Origin of the sequence: Neisseria sp. 27098_8_158 (assembly GCF_041433145.1) — a bacterium.
Taxonomy (GTDB): domain Bacteria; phylum Pseudomonadota; class Gammaproteobacteria; order Burkholderiales; family Neisseriaceae; genus Neisseria; species Neisseria subflava_E.
Map to the genome: position 1 here is coordinate 60,051 of NZ_JAPWAZ010000004.1, position 18,321 is coordinate 78,371.

General features: G+C 50.4%; 15 protein-coding genes and 1 tRNA gene. 12 read left to right on the forward strand and 4 right to left on the reverse strand.

All coding sequences use genetic code 11. The annotated features are described in order from the left end of the window. Positions 1-30: 30 nt before the first annotated feature. Both O3681_RS10310 and O3681_RS10315 read right to left on the reverse strand, forming a co-directional pair. Positions 31-1,422, reverse strand: a complete 1,392-nt coding sequence (locus tag O3681_RS10310) for an alanine/glycine:cation symporter family protein (RefSeq protein ID WP_371459910.1) — start codon at positions 1,420-1,422, stop codon at positions 31-33. Positions 1,423-1,792: 370 nt separating this feature from the next. Next, the gene (locus O3681_RS10315) at positions 1,793-2,650 is read right to left on the reverse strand and encodes a RimK family alpha-L-glutamate ligase (RefSeq protein WP_371459911.1); all 858 of its coding nucleotides are present in this window, start codon (positions 2,648-2,650) and stop codon (positions 1,793-1,795) included. Positions 2,651-2,774: 124 nt separating this feature from the next. On the opposite strand from O3681_RS10315, the gene O3681_RS10320 reads away from it, so the two are divergent. From O3681_RS10320 to O3681_RS10340, 5 genes are all read left to right on the forward strand, one after another. Continuing rightward, entirely contained in the window at positions 2,775-4,010 is a 1,236-nt protein-coding gene (locus O3681_RS10320) for an FAD-binding domain-containing protein (protein WP_371459912.1), read from the forward strand. 147 nt (positions 4,011-4,157) lie between these two features. Beyond that, a complete protein-coding gene (gene minC, locus O3681_RS10325; protein ID WP_004520214.1) occupies positions 4,158-4,877 on the forward strand; it encodes a septum site-determining protein MinC in 720 nt (239 codons plus the stop codon). 26 nt (positions 4,878-4,903) lie between these two features. Then, positions 4,904-5,719 (forward strand): septum site-determining protein MinD, encoded by an 816-nt coding sequence (gene minD, locus O3681_RS10330; RefSeq protein WP_049330767.1) that lies wholly within the window; start codon positions 4,904-4,906, stop codon positions 5,717-5,719. Positions 5,720-5,722: 3 nt separating this feature from the next. Then, positions 5,723-5,986, forward strand: a complete 264-nt coding sequence (gene minE / locus O3681_RS10335; protein WP_003680625.1) for a cell division topological specificity factor MinE — start codon at positions 5,723-5,725, stop codon at positions 5,984-5,986. Between the two features lie 3 nt (positions 5,987-5,989). Continuing rightward, on the forward strand, positions 5,990-6,910 hold the full coding sequence (locus O3681_RS10340; protein ID WP_003749313.1) for a hydrogen peroxide-inducible genes activator: 921 nt from the start codon (positions 5,990-5,992) through the stop codon (positions 6,908-6,910). Between the two features lie 63 nt (positions 6,911-6,973). On the opposite strand, the gene O3681_RS10345 is transcribed toward O3681_RS10340, so the two are convergent. Continuing rightward, positions 6,974-7,186: a glycine zipper 2TM domain-containing protein gene (locus O3681_RS10345; RefSeq protein ID WP_003684747.1), complete on the reverse strand. Its 213-nt coding sequence runs from the start codon at positions 7,184-7,186 to the stop codon at positions 6,974-6,976. A 254-nt stretch (positions 7,187-7,440) separates the two neighbouring features. Here O3681_RS10345 and O3681_RS10350 point away from each other — a divergent pair, with 254 nt between their 5' ends. Continuing rightward, positions 7,441-7,890, forward strand: coding sequence for a CopD family copper resistance protein (locus O3681_RS10350; RefSeq protein ID WP_371459913.1), 450 nt, complete (start codon positions 7,441-7,443; stop codon positions 7,888-7,890). Between the two features lie 33 nt (positions 7,891-7,923). After that, positions 7,924-8,898, forward strand: coding sequence for a TerC family protein (locus O3681_RS10355; protein WP_070608394.1), 975 nt, complete (start codon positions 7,924-7,926; stop codon positions 8,896-8,898). A gap of 69 nt (positions 8,899-8,967) precedes the next feature. Here O3681_RS10355 and O3681_RS10360 read toward each other — a convergent pair whose 3' ends face one another. Continuing rightward, positions 8,968-9,399, reverse strand: a complete 432-nt coding sequence (locus O3681_RS10360; protein WP_003749309.1) for a hypothetical protein — start codon at positions 9,397-9,399, stop codon at positions 8,968-8,970. Between the two features lie 182 nt (positions 9,400-9,581). On the opposite strand from O3681_RS10360, the gene O3681_RS10365 reads away from it, so the two are divergent. The 5 genes from O3681_RS10365 (at position 9,582) to cas9 (ending at position 18,292) form a co-directional block, all read left to right on the forward strand. Further along, positions 9,582-9,657 (forward strand) — tRNA-Lys (locus O3681_RS10365). A gap of 299 nt (positions 9,658-9,956) precedes the next feature. Further along, entirely contained in the window at positions 9,957-11,399 is a 1,443-nt protein-coding gene (aldA, locus tag O3681_RS10370; RefSeq protein ID WP_371459914.1) for an aldehyde dehydrogenase, read from the forward strand. 179 nt (positions 11,400-11,578) lie between these two features. Further along, positions 11,579-13,090, forward strand: coding sequence for a lysine--tRNA ligase (gene lysS / locus O3681_RS10375; protein ID WP_070461269.1), 1,512 nt, complete (start codon positions 11,579-11,581; stop codon positions 13,088-13,090). A 262-nt stretch (positions 13,091-13,352) separates the two neighbouring features. Continuing rightward, positions 13,353-14,777: an alanine/glycine:cation symporter family protein gene (locus tag O3681_RS10380; RefSeq protein ID WP_371459915.1), complete on the forward strand. Its 1,425-nt coding sequence runs from the start codon at positions 13,353-13,355 to the stop codon at positions 14,775-14,777. Between the two features lie 269 nt (positions 14,778-15,046). After that, positions 15,047-18,292: a type II CRISPR RNA-guided endonuclease Cas9 gene (cas9, locus tag O3681_RS10385; RefSeq protein ID WP_371459916.1), complete on the forward strand. Its 3,246-nt coding sequence runs from the start codon at positions 15,047-15,049 to the stop codon at positions 18,290-18,292. Positions 18,293-18,321: the final 29 nt, after the last annotated feature.

Sequence of the window (18,321 nt, forward strand, 5' to 3'; positions counted from 1 at the left end):
GCCGTCTGAATGTTCAGACGGCCTTGGACATTAATGCGGCAATTCGCCGTTTTTGATTTTTTGTTTGAAGTCGCGCGTTTCATTGACGATGACTTTCGCCATCAACAAAAGCGCAATCAGGTTGGGCAATGCCATCAAGCCGTTGAATGTGTCCGAAGCCAGCCACACCAAATCAAGGCTCAACACGGTTCCCAGCATGACGGAAGAAACATAACCGACGCGGTACAAACCGGCAAACTTCTCGCCGAAGACATAAACCGCGCATTTCTCGCCGTAATAACACCAGCCGAGAATGGTTGAGTAGGCAAAGAAAATCAGGCCGATGGTCACAATCCAGCCACCGATGCCGGGCAGCATTTTTTGGAAAGTGACGGTTGTCAGTGCCGCGCCGCTCAATTCAGGTTTCACAAACTCGCCGCCTGCGCCGAGCAGACCCATGACCAAAACGATACCGGTAATCGAGCAGACAACGATGGTGTCCAAAAACGTACCGGTCATGGAAACCAAAGCCTGACGGACGGGGTGGTCGGTTTTCGCGGCGGCGGCGGCAATCGGCGCAGAACCCATACCTGCCTCGTTGGAGAACACGCCGCGCGCCACGCCGTAGCGGATGACCGTACCGATAGCGCCGCCGGCCACAGCTTTCGCGCTAAACGCATCGGAGAAAATCAGTTTGACGGCAGGCATCAGCACATCGGAATTAATCACGATAATGGCAATACCGCCCACCACATAAAACACTGCCATGGCAGGTACGATAAAGGACGCGGCTTTGGCAATGCCCTTAATGCCGCCCAAAAGCACGATGGCCGTTAATACAGTCAATATCACGCCGGTGTAGGCAGGTTCGACACCGAAGCTGGTTTGTACTGCCTGCGCAACCGAGTTGGACTGCACCGAGCTGCCGATACCGAAGGAAGCGAATGTGCCGAACAGCGCAAACGCAACGGCCATCCATTTCCAGTTTTTGCCTAAGCCTTTTTCGATGTAATACATCGGGCCGCCGGACATTTCGCCTTTGGAATTGGTGACGCGGTATTTCACCGCCAACACGCCCTCGCCGTATTTGGTGGCCATACCGAAAATGGCGGTCATCCACATCCAAAATACCGCGCCCGGGCCGCCGGTTACCACCGCAGTCGCCACACCGGCGATGTTACCCGTACCGATGGTGGCGGACAGCGCGGTCATCAACGCCGCGAAATGGGAAATATCGCCTTCGTGGTCTTCGCCGTTTTCATGCTTCTTTGACGGCACAAACGCCTGTTTCAGCGCATAACCCAACATGGTGAACTGCAAGCCTTTCAGCAAAACGGTCAGCAAAATGCCCGTACCGACCAGCAGCATCAACATAATAGGTCCCCAGACCCAGCCGCTGATGGTTTCGAAAAAGGCTTTGAGATTGTCTAAAAACAATTGCATGGCTTTCTCCTTTGTCTGTTTTATTTTTTATGCACTACTTTTTGTAGTGTCATGTAATTTCAGCACAGAATATTCAATAAGACAATATCTTTCTTTTTAAAAAGATTTTTGAGGTTTTACCCTAAAAAGATATCTATTTAGACCGGTCAGATTGTTTACAATCCGCTAAAAATAAAGGCTGCGGCCGAGATAAAATGCCAAATGAAAGTTAATCAACCATCAATTAAGACTGCAACAATTAAAATGACACAATCGACAAATGGCACATTATTGAAAAATACAAACGCGCAAATCTTGTTTTAAAAAAGCTTCAGGCCGTCTGAAAGATGGTTTTCAGACGGCCTGAGGCTTTTTAATTATATTGATAAAATCAGGTTGATGAATGTTGCCCAAGCAACTGCGCCAACAGTCGGGCAAAGCGTTCCGTTGCGCCTTCGCTGGTGTGCAAATACAGGGCAGGTTCGATGAGTTCCAATTCATTGAGCAGGAAGGTGTCGCCGACCAATGTACCGTCTACTCGGGCGTAAACCGGCATTTGCGGCAAGGCAGCCAGTACGTCTTGCGCGGCACGGACGGCAAACTCGGGCGGCTCAATACCGAATACCGACACACCATAGGCCAAGTTGGCGCGCCATTCACCTTGTGGCGGCTGACGGCGCACGGCATGGCTGAATACGCCGTTGAAAAACACCAGCGATGTTTCGCCTGCTGTTTCGATTTCGCGGATATACGGTTGAACAATCATGCCTTGCGGATAATCCGCCATGTTCACGTCCAATGCCTCCGCACAAACTTTGACCACGCCTTTGCCACTCTGCCCGAATGCCGGCTTGATGACCGCTTCCGTCCAGCCCTGTTGGTTCAGGATGTCCGCCAATTCGGTTTTTTGCGGCGGAACGAACACGCTGGGAATCACTCGCGCGCCGCACTCTGCCAAATCGCACAAATAAGTCTTTTCCATATTCCAAGCCATCAGCTCGGGCGGATTGATAAAACGCTGCCCCGCCTGCCCGGCTTGTTCCAGCCATAGGCGGAAGGCTTCGGGTTCGGCGGCATAATCCCATGCGCACAAAGGCAGTAAAAACGGCGCAGACGGATGGTTTTGCCACGCATCAAATACGGTTTTCACGCCCATGGTTTCCAAATGCGCCGCCAATGTTTTCAGGTTGTCCGACGGTTCGGGATAGGTTTGGCAGGTAATGAGTGCCAAAACGGTTTGCTCGGTCATGGTTGCATCTCGTTGCTAAAACCAAAATTATATAGCGAAATCAAACCAAAAGATTTTTCAGACGGTCTGATACATGAGGTCGATTCTGATAAAATGGTTTCCCCTTTTCCGTCGGAACATGCTCATGAAATCTGCTCACGTCCTTGTCTGGTTCCGCCGCAACCTCCGCCTGCACGACAATGCCGCGCTTAATGCCGCTGTTGCAAGCGGTTTGCCCATCGCCTGCGTCTGGGTCAGCCAAAGGCCGTCTGAAAACCACAATCCGCGTCAAAGCCTGTTCCATTATCAAGCCGCACAAGAGCTGCATACCCGTCTGGCGGCACACCATATTCCCTTATATGTTGTCTCCACCGACGAAGACCTCCTCCCCTTGGCTGCTGCGCTCAATGCCTATACTGTCATCACAGACGAAGCCTACACCGAAGCCGAAATCCGCCAAGACAACCACCTCTGGCACAATTTCGACCGAGCAGGCATTGCCCTGCAACACGCCAACGACCGCGGTATTTTGGCCAAAGCCCCCCTCATGGATGCCAACGGCCTGCCCTACACCGATTTTGCCGCCTATAAACAAGCATGGTTGCAGGCTTATTCAGGACAAAGGCCGTCTGAAACCGAATTGCCCATTCAAACCGGACAAAACATTCCACTGTTTCCAGCCCATACCGGCGCAATATTGCCTGCCTATCAACAGGGCGGCGAAACCGCAGCCTTAACGCAATGGCACGTGTTCAAACAGAATTTGGTTCACTACCCGATTACCCAAAATTTTCCGGCACGAAAAAACACCAGCCTCCTCAATGCCTACCTGTCCGCAGGCTGCATTTCACCGCGCCTGCTGGCTGCCGAAAGCTTGGCAAACCGACATTTTGAATGGCTGGACAAGCTTATTTTCCGCGACTACTGCTACCAGCTCGCCTACCACCGCCGCCTGCCCGAAACAACCGATGCTGCTCCGGTACGCGAATACTGGCGACACGGCCAAACCGGCGTACCCATCATCGACGCCTCCATCCGCGGCCTCGAAGCCACCGGCCACTTACATCCCGTTCTCCAGCAGCTGTGCGCCCACTATTTCTGCCATGCCCTCAATCTTGACCCCAACCAAGGCATCGCATGGACAGCCTCCGTCCAAACCGGCACCGACCCTGCGCTCAACCAAGCCAACTGGCACCTCGCCGCCCAAGACACAACCACCGTCCGCTATGCCCACCGTTCGCACCAAATCGACCCCGACGGCAGCTACATCCGCAGTTATCTCCCCGAATTGGCGCACCTGCCGTCCACCCTCATCCACACGCCGTGGGCCGCCGCCGACGACATCGACACACACGGCTATCCCTTTCCCAAGGCCGTCTGAAACCTACGTTCACACCAAAAAACCACACTAAATACAGCTGAAAAACGTTCAAACAAAATATTTTGGTTTCAGACGGCCAAACAGATTGAATAGCCAAGATTTACACGGTAAACTTACGTCATTAAAAAATTTTATTATTTCATTACAATGAAACCCGCATTCGACATAAAAACGTCACGTTTGGACGTCTTATCCATCCATCTGCACACCGCAGATCTAACCGAATTGGAAGAATTCCTGCGCCAACTGGCAGGCCAATCCCAAGACGAATTCGTTCCCTTCATTTTAGACGTACAAGATTTCGACCATCCCGAGTCCATCGATTTGGGCGGTATGATTTCCCTGTTTGCCCGTTACGGCATGCAAATTTTAGGGCTGCACCACACCAGCGACACATGGGCGGCAGCGGCGGCGCGTTACCACTTGGTATTCAAACAAGGCAACTCCACCCAGGCAGCCGACACACAAGCAGCACCTACTCCTCGCCAAGCACCGCAGCCGCAAGACGTACAAGCCACCGTTATCAACAATCCGACCGTATTGGTCAGCACGCCCGTGCGTACCGGCCAGCAGGTTTACGCTGAAAACGGCGACCTCATCGTTACTGGCATCGTCAGCCAAGGTGCGGAACTTATCGCCGACGGCAACATCCATATTTACGCCCCCATGCGCGGCAGAGCGTTGGCCGGCGCAAAAGGCAATACCAACGCGCGCATCTTTATTCATTCCATGCAGGCCGAATTAGTCTCCGTTGCCGGTATCTACCGCAACTTCGAGCAAGACCTGCCCGAGCATCTGCACAAAAAACCCGTACAAGTATCATTGCAAGACAACCGACTGGTTATCAGCGCAATCGACGCCGAATAAACATCAGTACTTAAAAAGGAAATATCGTGTCCAAAATCATCGTAGTAACTTCAGGTAAAGGCGGCGTAGGCAAGACCACTACCAGCGCCAGCATCGCAACCGGCCTGGCCCTGCGCGGCCACAAAACCGCCGTGATCGACTTCGACGTCGGTTTGCGCAACCTCGACCTGATTATGGGTTGCGAACGCCGCGTTGTGTATGACCTCATCAACGTCATCCAAGGCGAAGCGACTCTCAACCAAGCCCTGATTAAAGACAAAAACTGCGAAAACCTCTACATCCTGCCTGCATCGCAAACCCGCGATAAAGACGCACTGACCCGCGAAGGCGTGGACAACGTGATGAAAGAGCTGGCCAGCGAAAAAATGGGCTTCGAATTCATTATCTGCGATTCCCCTGCCGGTATCGAACAAGGTGCACTGATGGCACTCTACTTTGCCGACGAAGCCATCATTACCACCAATCCGGAAGTATCCAGCGTCCGCGACTCCGACCGCATCTTGGGCATTTTGCAAAGCAAATCCCGCAAAGCAGAACAAGGCAGCACTGTTAAAGAGCACTTGCTGATTACCCGCTACTCCCCTGAGCGCGTGGCCAAAGGCGAAATGCTGTCGGTACAAGACATCTGCGACATCTTGCGTATTCCGTTGATCGGTGTGATTCCTGAATCACAAAACGTCCTGCAAGCTTCCAACGCCGGCGAACCTGTCATCCACCAAGACAATGCCGCAGCAGCAGAAGCCTACAAAGACGTTATCGCCCGCCTCTTGGGTGAAAACCGCGAAATGCGTTTCCTCGAAGCTGAGAAGAAAAGCTTCTTAAAACGACTGTTCGGAGGTTAATACATGTCACTGCTCGATATGCTGTTCGGCAGAAAGCCGAAAACCGCCACCGTCGCGCGCGACCGCCTGCAAATCATCATCGCGCAAGAACGCGCACAAGAAGGCCAAGCTCCGGACTATCTGCCGACCTTGCGTAAAGAGTTGTTGGAAGTCCTGTCCAAATACGTCAACGTATCATTGGACGACATCCGCATCTCCCAAGAGAAACAAGACGGCTTGGACGTTCTTGAGCTGAACATCACCCTGCCGGAACAAAAAAAGGCTTAACACATGACCTTGACCGAATTGCGTTACATCGTAGCCGTCGCACAAGAACGTCACTTCGGACGTGCCGCACGACGCTGCTTTGTCAGCCAGCCCACCCTCTCCATCGCCATCAAAAAGCTGGAGGAAGAGCTGTCGGTATCCCTGTTCGACCGTAGCAGCAACGACATCATCACGACCGAAGCAGGCGAGCGCATTGTCGCCCAAGCCCGCCGGGTTTTGGAAGAAGCAGAACTCATCAAGCACCTTGCCAATGAAGAGCAAAACGAATTGGAAGGCGCATTCAAACTCGGCCTGATTTTCACCGTTGCCCCCTACCTTCTGCCCAAGCTCATTACCGCGCTGCGTGAAACCGCACCGAAAATGCCGCTGATGCTGGAAGAGAACTATACCCACATCCTGACCGAGTCGCTCAAACGCGGCGATGTCGATGCAATCGTCGTTGCCGAACCGTTCCAAGAGCCGGGCATCGTAACCGAGCCTCTGTATGACGAACCTTTCTTCGTCATCGTTCCCAAAGGACATCACTTTGAAGAACTCGATGCCGTTACGCCTCAACTTTTGAGCGAAGAACAAGTGTTGCTGCTGTCCGAAGGCAACTGTATGCGCGACCAAGTGTTGGCAAGCTGTTCCGAATTGGCTTCCAAGCAAAAAATCCAGGGCTTGACCAATACCCTGCAAGGCAGCTCCATCAACACCATCCGCCACATGGTTGCCAGCGGTTTGGCCATCAGCGTCATGCCGGCTACCGCCTTGACCGAAAACGACCATATGCTTTTCAGCATTATCCCGTTTGAAGGCACTGCACCGCACCGCCGTGTCGTTTTGGCCTATCGCCGCAACTTTGTCCGACCGAAAGCACTGACTGCTTTGCGCACTGCCATTTTGCAATCGCAACTGACCGGTGTAACCTTCGTCAACGAATAAACCGCAAAACAAAAGGCCATCTGAACATTCAGACGGCCTTTTTATTTTTAACCGAATAAAGGATTAGTAGCGGGTATGAACTTGACTGCCGATAACACCACCCAAAGCCGCACCACCCAAGGTAGAGCCGGTATCGCCACCAATCAAGTTACCTGCCACACCACCCAATACCGCACCAGCCGCAGTGTTGCGTTGAGTTTGAGTCATATTGGCACATGCACCCAAAGAAGCGGCCAGCATGATCAAGGTCACAGTTTTTGCAAAAGTTTTCTTCATGGTTTGATTCTCCATCAGGGGTTAAGCTGTATATGGAACAGTATGGCACAACCTTTCATTAATATATTTTCTGATAAGTAAAGACAGATTAAACTAAGATAACGCCCTTGATGAACGGTTAAATGCAAAAATAAACGGTAATTCCAAAAGAATATTTATAAATTTTAATATATTTGGCATAAAATTGCGCATACATCAACCGCATTCGGTAGTGATACAATGACGACTTGTCTGAACTACCGGAAACACCCGTCATGAGTACCTACGCACTGGCACACATCATCCACGTTTATTGCGCGATTGCCTTTGTCGGCGGCGTATTTTTCGAAATGCTGGTTCTCTCCGTTTTGCACACCGGCCGCGTTTCGCGCGAATCGCGCCGAGAAGTCGAACGTGCCATGTCCTATCGTGCCGTCCGCGTGATGCCTATTGTCGTCATCACCCTTTTCATCAGCGGCATCGTGATGGTGTACAACCGCTACCTGCCGATACTTCACCACCCATTCGACAGCTCTTTCAGCATCATGCTGAGCATCAAAATCCTGTTGGCAATAAGCGTTTTGGTGCATTTTGCCATCGCCGTTGTCAAAATGGCCCGACACACCCTCACCGTCGGCTGGTCGAAATACATACACGCCGTTGTCTTCAGCCATATGCTGTTTATCGTCTTTTTTGCCAAGGCGATGTTCTACCTGTCTTGGTAAACCTTACCTATACCCCACACACAAGGATTGTTTATGACCCAATACCCGTCCGTCGGCTCGCCGATGTTTTACGGCATCTTCTTTATTGCCGTCTTAATCATGATTGCCATCGATATGGTATCGCTGAAAAAAAACGGCGCCCACAAAGTCAGCATCAAAGAAGCCCTCGCTTGGAGCGGCATTTGGGTGGCAGTATCCTGCGCATTTGCAGGCTGGCTCTATTTTGAACTGGCGGGCAACCCGACTTACGGGGCCGTTGTCGCCAAAGAAAAAGTCCTTGAATTCTTCACCGGCTATGTACTCGAAAAATCCCTTGCCGTTGATAACATCTTCGTTTTCCTGATGATTTTCGGCTACTTCAAAGTCGAACCCAAATTTCAACACCGCATCTTGCTCTATGGTGTATTCGGCGCCATCGTCCTGCGCGCCATCATGATCTTCATCGGCGCAGCCTTGGTACAACAATTTGAATGGATTTTGTACCTCTTCGGCGCCTTCCTCTTATACACCGGCATTCACATGATGAAGCCGGAAGCCGAAGCTGAAGAAGACCTTTCCCAAAACAAAATCCTGACCCTACTCAAAAAAGTCATCCCGACCAGCCAACAGTTTGACGGTGAAAAATTCTTTACCATTGAAAACGGCAAACGCATCGCTACGCCGCTTTTGCTAGTATTGATTATGATCGAATTGAGCGACGTCATCTTCGCCGTTGACAGCATCCCCGCTATTTTTGCCGTAACCACCGACCCATTCATCGTCCTCACTTCCAACATTTTTGCCATCTTAGGCCTGCGTGCCATGTACTTCTTACTGGCAGACTTTGCCGAACGCTTTATTTTCCTCAAATACGGCTTGGCCTTCGTATTGAGCTTTATCGGTATCAAGATGCTGATTATGCACTGGGTACATATCCCGATTTCCATTTCCCTGTCCGTCGTCTTCGGCGCACTGGGCGCGTCCATCCTGACTTCTTTGGTGTACACGCGTCAGCAAGAAAAAAAATAATCTGCCGATACAAAAAGGCCGTCTGAAAAACATTTTTTCAGACGGCCTTTTCAAATATCGGACACAGGCTTATTTAGCAGCATCTTTCAATTTGTCGGCAGCTTCTTGAGTTGCATCGGCAGCTTTACCCAAAGCATCTTTAGCCGCATCTTTGGCAGCGTCTTTAGCTTCGCCCACAGCAGCTTTTGCATCGTCCAAGGCTTTGTCGCTGGCTTCTTTAGCACCATCGATGGCTTTACCGGTAGTTTCTTTAGCATCGGAAATTGCTTTCTCCGCAGTTTCCTTCGCATCGGCACCGGCTTCTTTAGCGTCAGAAACAGCCTGTTCAGCAGCGCCTTTAGCTTCGGAAGCAGCAGCATCGGCAGCAGAAGCCGCGTGTTCGGCAGCAGCGTTCACATCAGAAGCAACGGCAGAAGCCGCTTCTTGAGTTTCCTGTTTCGCCTCTTGAGAACAAGCAGCCAAACCAGCCACCATCATCGCAGCAATCAATAATTTTTTCATGTTGTATATCCTTTGGTCTAAAAAATATCCATCAGAACTGACAGATTAGAAAATCATAACATAATTAATACTCGAAAACGGGAGAATTAACGCCAAATAACAGCCAGTTTACGTTTTTTGAAAAAAATTTCAAAAAAACAGTTGACGAAAAGAAACAAATTCCCTATAATTCACAGCTTATCGGGTCGTTAGCTCAGTCGGTAGAGCAGCGGACTTTTAATCCGTTGGTCGAGCGTTCGAATCGCTCACGACCCACCAAATATGAAAACCTGCTTTGAAAAAAGCAGGTTTTTTTATATTCTCCATCAAGCCTTTCTTCACTTGATACCTTTCTCATCATCAAAATCAAGCAATATCCGAGCTTTGTCACAATGCTGTTATGGACTCAACTCAAGGCATCACACCAGTACCAACCTCTTATCCAACTCCCCCACCCATCATCTTTTTCTAAAAGCTTCCAAATACCTATCATCAACCCACGCTAAATCCTCTTGTATGCCAGACAATTTAGGCATAGACTAAAACTACATCCAACTACAACAACAGGAGAAGGTTTGATGAAACAACTGTCTATGTATATCAACGGCCGCTTTGAAACCGACTTTAACGGCACATGGCGTGATGTATTGAATCCGGCAACCGAAGAAGTCATCGCGCGTGAGCCTAAAGGCGGAAAAGCCGATGTTGATCGTGCCGTTGCCGCGGCCAGAGATGCGCAAACTGCATGGGAGCGTTTGCCTGCCGTTGAGCGCGGCGCATACCTGCGCAAAATTGCCCAAGGCATCCGCGAACGCGCCGATGAGCTGACCGACACCATTGTCGCCGAAGGCGGCAAAACCAAAGATTTGGCACGCATAGAAGTTATGTTCACTGCCGATTATCTCGACTACCAAGCCGAATGGGCGCGCCGTTATGAAGGTGAAATCATCCAGAGCGACCGCCCGCGTGAAAATATTTTATTGTTCAAACGTCCTTTAGGTGTGATCGCCGGCATTTTGCCGTGGAACTTCCCATTCTTCCTGATCGCCCGCAAAATGGGCCCGGCTTTGGTAACCGGCAATACCATCGTCGTCAAACCAAGCAGCGTTACCCCGATTAACTGCCACATCTTTGCTGAAATCGTTCATGCTTCAGGCTTACCGGCCGGTGTATTCAACGTCGTCAACGGTCCGGGCGCAGAAATCGGCAATGCCTTGGCATCACATCCGCAAGTCGACATGGTCAGCCTGACCGGTTCTGTCGATGCCGGCCGCCAAGTGATGGAAGCCGCCGCCACCAACATTACCAAAGTCTCACTGGAACTGGGCGGCAAAGCCCCTGCCATCGTCCTGAAAGATGCCGACTTGGATCTGGCCGTCAAATCTATCTTGGCTTCACGCGTGGGCAATACCGGCCAAATCTGCAACTGCGCCGAACGCGTGTATGTCCACAGCAGCCTGAAAGACGCGTTTATCGAAAAAATGACCGCTGCCATGAAAGGCGTACGCTACGGCAACCCGGCCGAAGCCGAACCCGGCGCACTGGAAATGGGTCCGTTGATTGAAGAGCGTGCCGTCAAAGCCGTTGCCGAAAAAGTCGAACGCGCAGTTCGACAAGGCGCAACCTTGGTTTGCGGCGGCAAACGTGCCGACGGCAAAGGCTACTTCTTCGAACCTACCCTGCTGACCGATACCGACAACAGCATGGACATCATGAAGGAAGAAACCTTCGGCCCAGTCCTGCCGGTTGCCACTTTCGACACACTCGATCAAGTCATCGCCTTGGCAAACGACAGCGAATTCGGTCTGACCAGCTCCGTCTATACCACCAATCTGAATGAAGCGTTTTATGTAACCCGCCGCCTGCGTTTCGGCGAAACCTACATCAACCGCGAAAACTTTGAAGCCATGCAGGGCTTCCATGCCGGTTGGAAAAAATCAGGTATCGGCGGCGCCGATGGCAAACACGGCTTGGAAGAATATCTGCAAACCCAAGTTGTTTATTTAGAAACCGATATCTAACCGCCAATACTGCCCTTCATGAAACAAAAGGCCGTCTGAAGCTGATTTTTCAGGTTTCAGACGGCCTTTCTGCCTTTATAGAAAAAAACACCGACATCGCGTAAAATAGAGCCAATTTTTCACTTTATTCAGGCCGTCTGAAAACTCCGGCAGCCTGACTCATTTTTCCGGAAAACACCATGAGCGAACAAAACAATCCGCAAATCGAGCCGCAGTTGGACGAAAACCAAATCATCGCCCTGCGCCGCGAGAAACTGCACAACATCCGCAAAGAACGCAACGCCTACCCTAACGATTTCAAACGCGACAGCTTTGCCGCCGACCTGCACACCCAATACGGTGAAATCAGCAAAGAAGAACTCGACCCGCAAGGCATTCCCGTCAAAGTGGCCGGCCGCATGATGCTCAAACGTCAGATGGGCAAAGCCAGTTTCGCCACCATTCAAGACGTTACCGGTCAAATCCAGCTTTATCTGAACAACAAAGGCGTGAGCCAAGAAGTTTTGGACGACTTCAACCACTGGGACTTGGGCGACATCATCGGTGCGGAAGGTACTTTGTTCAAAACCAACCACGGCGAATTGACCGTGCGCGTGTCCAACATCCGCCTACTGTCCAAATCCCTACGTCCGCTGCCGGACAAACACAAAGGCTTGAGCGATCAGGAAACCAAATACCGTCAACGCTACGTCGATTTGATTGCCAACGAAGAATCGCGCAATACCTTCATCAAACGCAGCCAAATCATCCAATCCGTGCGCAATTTCATGGTCAACGAGCATTATTTGGAAGTTGAAACCCCAATGATGCACCCGATTCCAGGCGGTGCGACGGCAAAACCGTTCGTTACCCACCACAATGCCTTGGACATTCCGCTCTACCTGCGCATCGCTCCCGAGCTGTATCTGAAACGCCTGGTTGTCGGCGGCTTGGAACGCGTGTTTGAAATCAACCGCAGCTTCCGCAACGAAGGCATGTCCGTACGCCACAACCCTGAATTCACCATGATCGAATTCTACGAAGCCTTCTCCGACTACGAACGCATGATGCAAATGGCGGAAGACATCATCCGCAACGCTTCCCGCGCGGTAAACGGTACGGCAAAAATCAGCTACAACGGCAAAGAAGTCGATTTGGAAAGCCCGTTTGAACGCCTGACCATTCTCGGGGCCATCAAAAAATACAATCCGCACTACACCGATGAGCAGTTGAACGATGAAGAATGGCTGAAAAAAGAAATCGTCAAACACGGCGAAAGCCTGCCTCCGTCTCCGGGAATCGGCAGCCTGCAACTCGCCCTGTTTGAAGGTTGCGCCGAGGGCAAACTGTGGAACCCTACTTTCATCATCGACTACCCTGTCGAAGTGTCGCCATTGGCACGCGCATCCGACAGCAAACCGGGTTTGACCGAACGCTTCGAGCTTTTCGTTGTCGGCCGCGAACTGGCAAACGGCTACTCCGAGTTGAACGATCCGGAAGACCAAGCCGAACGCTTCAAGGCGCAAGTGGCGCAAAAAGATGCCGGCGACGACGAAGCCATGCACTACGATGCCGACTACATCCGCGCTATGGAATTCGGCCTGCCGCCGACCGGCGGTTGCGGCATCGGCATCGACCGCTTGGTAATGTTGCTGACCGATTCGCAAACCATCCGCGACGTGATTCTGTTCCCGCAAATGCGTCCTGAATAACACATTAAAATAAAATCAAGGCCGTCTGAAAACAAGACTCTGTTTTCAGACGGCCTTTTTGTTTAAATATGTAAAACGGAAAAATTAAAATCGATAATTCCTTTACATTATAATAATAAAATTCCATGATAATCAAAAGCATAATATAAAAAAGAATATGTAAACGTTTTTCAGTTTGTTGACAGTCTGCTAGAATACATCCAATTACAGACAGCTCACACACACAGGCTGTCTGAAAATGCAAAAACTCTGAAAGGTTTGTATGGATCAATTTTTCGAACAGCTTCACGGCTGGGTAAACGCCATCAACGACCCAATGTGGTCGGGGTTGGTATATATGCTTTTAGGCGTAGGCCTCTTTTTCACCGTTACCACCGGTTTTGTACAATTCCGCCTCTTCGGCCGCAGTATCAAAGAAATGCTAGGCGGTCGCAAACAAGGTGATGATCCGCACGGCATCACACCGTTCCAAGCATTTGTTACCGGCTTGGCCAGCCGCGTAGGCGTAGGCAACATCGCCGGTGTGGCGATTGCCATCAAACTCGGCGGGCCGGGCGCGGTGTTCTGGATGTGGGTAACCGCCTTAATCGGCATGAGTTCGGCGTTTGTCGAATCTTCACTGGCCCAACTCTTTAAAATCCGGGACTACGACAACCACCACTTCCGCGGCGGTCCTGCCTACTACATAACTCAAGGCCTGGGACAAAAATGGCTGGGCGTTTTGTTCGCCCTGAGCCTGATTTTCTGTTTTGGCTTTGTATTTGAAGCCGTACAGACCAATACCATCGCCGATACCACCAAAGCGGCATGGGGCTGGGATCAACACTATGTCGGTGTCGCCCTGGTCATTCTGACTGCCCCGATTATCTTCGGCGGTATCCGTCGCGTATCTAAAGCCGCGGAAATTGTCGTTCCGCTGATGGCGGTTTTATATCTCGTCATAGCACTCTTCATCATTGCTACCAATATTTCCCTGATTCCCGACGTGTTCGGTCAGATTTTCTCCAACGCGTTCAACTTCGATTCGGCTGCAGGCGGTTTCCTTGGCGGTCTGATTTCGACCACCATGATGCAGGGTATCAAACGCGGCCTGTATTCCAATGAGGCGGGTATGGGTTCCGCGCCGAACGCCGCAGCCGCAGCCGAAGTGAAACACCCCGTCTCCCAAGGCATGATTCAAATGCTGGGCGTTTTCGTCGATACCATCATCGTCTGCTCATGCACCGCCTTTATCGTCTTGACCTATCAACAGCCTTACGGCGACCTGAGCGGTGCGGCGCTGACCCAAGCGGCAATCGTCAGCCAGGTAGGCGAATGGGGCGCGGGCTTCCTTGCCGCCATCCTGTTTATGTTTGCCTTTTCAACCGTTATCGGCAACTATGCCTATGCTGAGTCCAACGTCCAATTCATCAAGAGCCATTGGCTGGTTACCGCCGTTTTCCGTATGCTGGTTTTAGCATGGGTCTACTTCGGCGCAGTTGCCAACGTACCCTTGGTATGGGATATGGCAGACATGGCCATGGGCATCATGGCATGGATTAACCTCGTTGCCATCCTGCTCCTGTCACCACTTGCCTTCCTGCTGTTGAAAGACTACACAGCTAAGCTGAAAATGGGTAAAGACCCAGAGTTCAAACTCTCTGAGCACCCTGGCTTGAAACGCAAAATCAAATCCGATATCTGGTAAAACCAAAGGCCGTCTGAAACTCCAGACGGCCTTTTTAATCCCTGCCATTTAGACAAAACGATGCCCCTTAAAGCAGAAGCCTTAAGGGGCAGAGCGTTGCGGCACATCTTTTCAGACGGCCTTATTGTAGCAACGTTTCTCATTTCGCAGTGCAACAATATGGATAGATTCTAATTCCAAATCAGTACCCAGTCAAGCATTTCATTTGCATGTTAATACTTACCTAGGATATATTTATACTTACCAAACATCACATTACGGAGAAACTGATGACTGCATTCAAACCCAATCCAATCAACTACATCCTCGGCCTCGATATCGGCATCGCATCCGTCGGCTGGGCGATGGTAGAAATTGACGAAGATGAGAACCCCATCCGCCTGATTGATTTGGGCGTACGCGTATTTGAGCGTGCAGAAGTTCCGAAAACAGGTGACTCTCTCGCAGCGGCAAGACGCTTGGCACGCAGTGTTCGCCGCCTGACCCGCCGTCGCGCCCACCGTCTGCTTCGGGCCCGCCGTCTATTGAAACGCGAAGGTGTATTACAAGCCGCCGATTTTGATGAAAACGGCTTGATTAAATCCTTACCGAATACACCATGGCAACTTCGCGCAGCCGCATTAGACCGCAAACTGACGCCTTTAGAGTGGTCGGCAATCTTGTTGCATTTAATCAAACATCGTGGCTATTTGTCGCAAAGAAAAAACGAAGGCGAAACTGCTGATAAGGAGCTTGGTACTTTGCTTAAAGGCGTAGCCGACAATGCCCATACCTTACAGACAGGCGATTTCCGCACACCGGCCGAATTGGCTTTAAATAAATTTGAGAAAGAAAGCGGCCATATCCGCAACCAACGCGGCGATTATTCGCATACGTTCAGCCGCAAAGATTTGCAGGCAGAGCTGAATTTACTGTTTGAAAAACAAAAAGAATTTGGCAATCCGCATATTTCAGACGGCCTTAAAGAAGGTATCGAGACCCTGCTGATGACGCAACGCCCCGCCCTGTCCGGCGATGCTGTTCAAAAAATGTTGGGGAATTGCACCTTTGAGCCGGCAGAGCCGAAAGCCGCTAAAAACACCTACACAGCCGAACGTTTCATCTGGCTGACCAAGCTGAACAACCTGCGTATTTTAGAGCAAGGCAGCGAGCGGCCATTGACCGCTACCGAACGCGCCACGCTTATGGACGAGCCATACAGAAAATCCAAACTGACTTACGCACAAGCCCGTAAGCTGCTGGGTTTAGAAGATACCGCCTTTTTCAAAGGCTTGCGCTATGGTAAAGACAATGCCGAAGCCTCAACATTGATGGAAATGAAGGCCTACCATGCCATCAGCCGTGCGCTGGAAAAAGAAGGATTGAAAGATAAAAAATCCCCATTAAACCTTTCTCCCGAATTACAAGATGAAATCGGCATGGCATTCTCCCTGTTCAAAACCGATGAAGACATTACAGGCCGTCTGAAAGACCGTGTTCAGCCCGAAATCTTAGAAGCGCTGTTAAAACACATCAACTTCGATAAGTTCGTCCAAATTTCCTTGAAAGCGTTGCGCCGAATTGTGCCTCTAATGAAGCAAGGCAAACGTTACGATGAAGCCTGCACCGAAATCTACGGAGACCATTACGGCAAGAAAAATACGGAAGAAGAGATTTATCTGCCACCGATTCCCGCCGATAAAATCCGTAACCCAGTCGTCTTACGCGCCTTATCTCAAGCCAGAAAAGTCATTAACGCCGTTGTACGCCGTTATGGCTCCCCTGCACGTATCCATATTGAAACGGCAAGAGAGGTAGGTAAATCGTTTAAAGACCGCAAAGAAATCGAAAAACGCCAAGAAGAAAACCGTAAAGACCGGGAAAAAGCCGCCGCTAAATTCCGAGAGTATTTCCCCAATTTTGTCGGCGAACCCAAATCCAAAGATATTCTGAAACTGCGCCTGTACGAGCAACAACACGGCAAATGCCTGTATTCAGGCAAGGAAATCAACTTAGGCCGTCTGAACGAAAAAGGCTATGTCGAAATCGACCATGCCCTGCCGTTCTCGCGCACATGGGACGACAGTTTCAACAATAAAGTGCTAGTATTGGGCAGCGAAAACCAAAACAAAGGCAATCAAACCCCTTACGAATACTTCAACGGCAAAGACAACAGCCGCGAATGGCAGGAATTTAAAGCGCGTGTTGAAACCAGCCGTTTTCCTCGCAGTAAAAAACAACGGATTCTGCTGCAAAAATTCGACGAAGATGGCTTTAAAGAACGCAATATGAACGATACGCGCTACGTCAACCGTTTCCTGTGTCAATTTGTTACCGACCATATGCAACTGACAGGTAAAGGGAAAAGACGTGTCTTTGCATCCAACGGACAAATTACTAATCTGTTGCGCGGCTTTTGGGGATTACGCAAAGTGCGTGCGGAAAACGACCGCCATCACGCCTTGGACGCAGTCGTCGTTGCCTGCTCAACCGTTGCCATGCAGCAGAAAATTACCCGTTTTGTACGCTATAAAGAGATGAACGCGTTTGACGGTAAAACCATAGACAAAGAAACAGGAGAAGTGCTGCATCAAAAAACACACTTCCCGCAACCTTGGGAATTTTTCGCACAAGAAGTCATGATTCGCGTCTTCGGCAAACCGGACGGCAAACCCGAATTTGAAGAAGCCGATACCCCAGAAAAACTGCGCGCGTTGCTTGCCGAAAAATTATCATCTCGCCCCGAAGCCGTACACGAATACGTTACGCCACTGTTTGTTTCACGCGCGCCCAATCGGAAGATGAGCGGGCAAGGCCATATGGAGACCGTCAAATCCGCCAAACGACTGGACGAAGGCATCAGCGTGTTGCGCGTACCGCTGACACAGTTAAAACTGAAAGACTTGGAAAAAATGGTCAATCGGGAGCGCGAACCTAAGCTATACGAAGCGCTGAAAGCACGGCTGGAAGCACATAAAGACGACCCAGCCAAAGCCTTTGCCGAGCCGTTTTACAAATACGATAAAGCAGGCAACTGCACCCAACAGGTAAAAGCCGTACGCATAGAGCAAGTACAGAAAACCGGCGTATGGGTGCGCAACCATAACGGCATTGCCGACAACGCAACCATGGTGCGCGTAGATGTGTTTGAGAAAGGTGGTAAGTATTATCTGGTCCCGATTTACAGTTGGCAGGTCGCAAAAGGGATTTTGCCGGATAGGGCTGTTGTACAAGGAAAAGATGAAGAAGATTGGACGGTAATGGATGATAGTTTTGAGTTTAAGTTTGTACTTTATGCGAATGATCTGATTAAAGCTGAACTTAAAAAAGAAACTTTCTTCGGCTATTTTTCTGGATTAGATCGTTCTACTGGCAACATTTCTTTGCGTTCACATGATTTAGATAAAACTAAAGGTAAAGACGGTATATATCGAATCGGAATTAAAACCGCTCTTTCATTCCAAAAATACCAAATCGACGAACTGGGCAAAGAAATCAGACCATGCCGTCTGAAAAAACGCCCACCTGTCCGTTAAATTAATCTATCCCTGTTTCAGACGGCCTG

Bases quoted from the DNA above. Each gene is read 5' to 3' on its own strand.
- O3681_RS10310 (WP_371459910.1), bottom strand. From the start codon at position 1,422: ATGCAATTGTTTTTAGACAATCTCAAAGCCTTTTTCGAAACCATCAGC.
- O3681_RS10315 (WP_371459911.1), bottom strand. From the start codon at position 2,650: ATGACCGAGCAAACCGTTTTGGCACTCATTACCTGCCAAACCTATCCC.
- O3681_RS10320 (WP_371459912.1), top strand. From the start codon at position 2,775: ATGAAATCTGCTCACGTCCTTGTCTGGTTCCGCCGCAACCTCCGCCTG.
- minC (WP_004520214.1), top strand. From the start codon at position 4,158: ATGAAACCCGCATTCGACATAAAAACGTCACGTTTGGACGTCTTATCC.
- minE (WP_003680625.1), top strand. From the start codon at position 5,723: ATGTCACTGCTCGATATGCTGTTCGGCAGAAAGCCGAAAACCGCCACC.
- O3681_RS10340 (WP_003749313.1), top strand. From the start codon at position 5,990: ATGACCTTGACCGAATTGCGTTACATCGTAGCCGTCGCACAAGAACGT.
- O3681_RS10345 (WP_003684747.1), bottom strand. From the start codon at position 7,186: ATGAAGAAAACTTTTGCAAAAACTGTGACCTTGATCATGCTGGCCGCT.
- O3681_RS10350 (WP_371459913.1), top strand. From the start codon at position 7,441: ATGAGTACCTACGCACTGGCACACATCATCCACGTTTATTGCGCGATT.
- O3681_RS10355 (WP_070608394.1), top strand. From the start codon at position 7,924: ATGACCCAATACCCGTCCGTCGGCTCGCCGATGTTTTACGGCATCTTC.
- O3681_RS10360 (WP_003749309.1), bottom strand. From the start codon at position 9,399: ATGAAAAAATTATTGATTGCTGCGATGATGGTGGCTGGTTTGGCTGCT.
- aldA (WP_371459914.1), top strand. From the start codon at position 9,957: ATGAAACAACTGTCTATGTATATCAACGGCCGCTTTGAAACCGACTTT.
- lysS (WP_070461269.1), top strand. From the start codon at position 11,579: ATGAGCGAACAAAACAATCCGCAAATCGAGCCGCAGTTGGACGAAAAC.
- O3681_RS10380 (WP_371459915.1), top strand. From the start codon at position 13,353: ATGGATCAATTTTTCGAACAGCTTCACGGCTGGGTAAACGCCATCAAC.
- cas9 (WP_371459916.1), top strand. From the start codon at position 15,047: ATGACTGCATTCAAACCCAATCCAATCAACTACATCCTCGGCCTCGAT.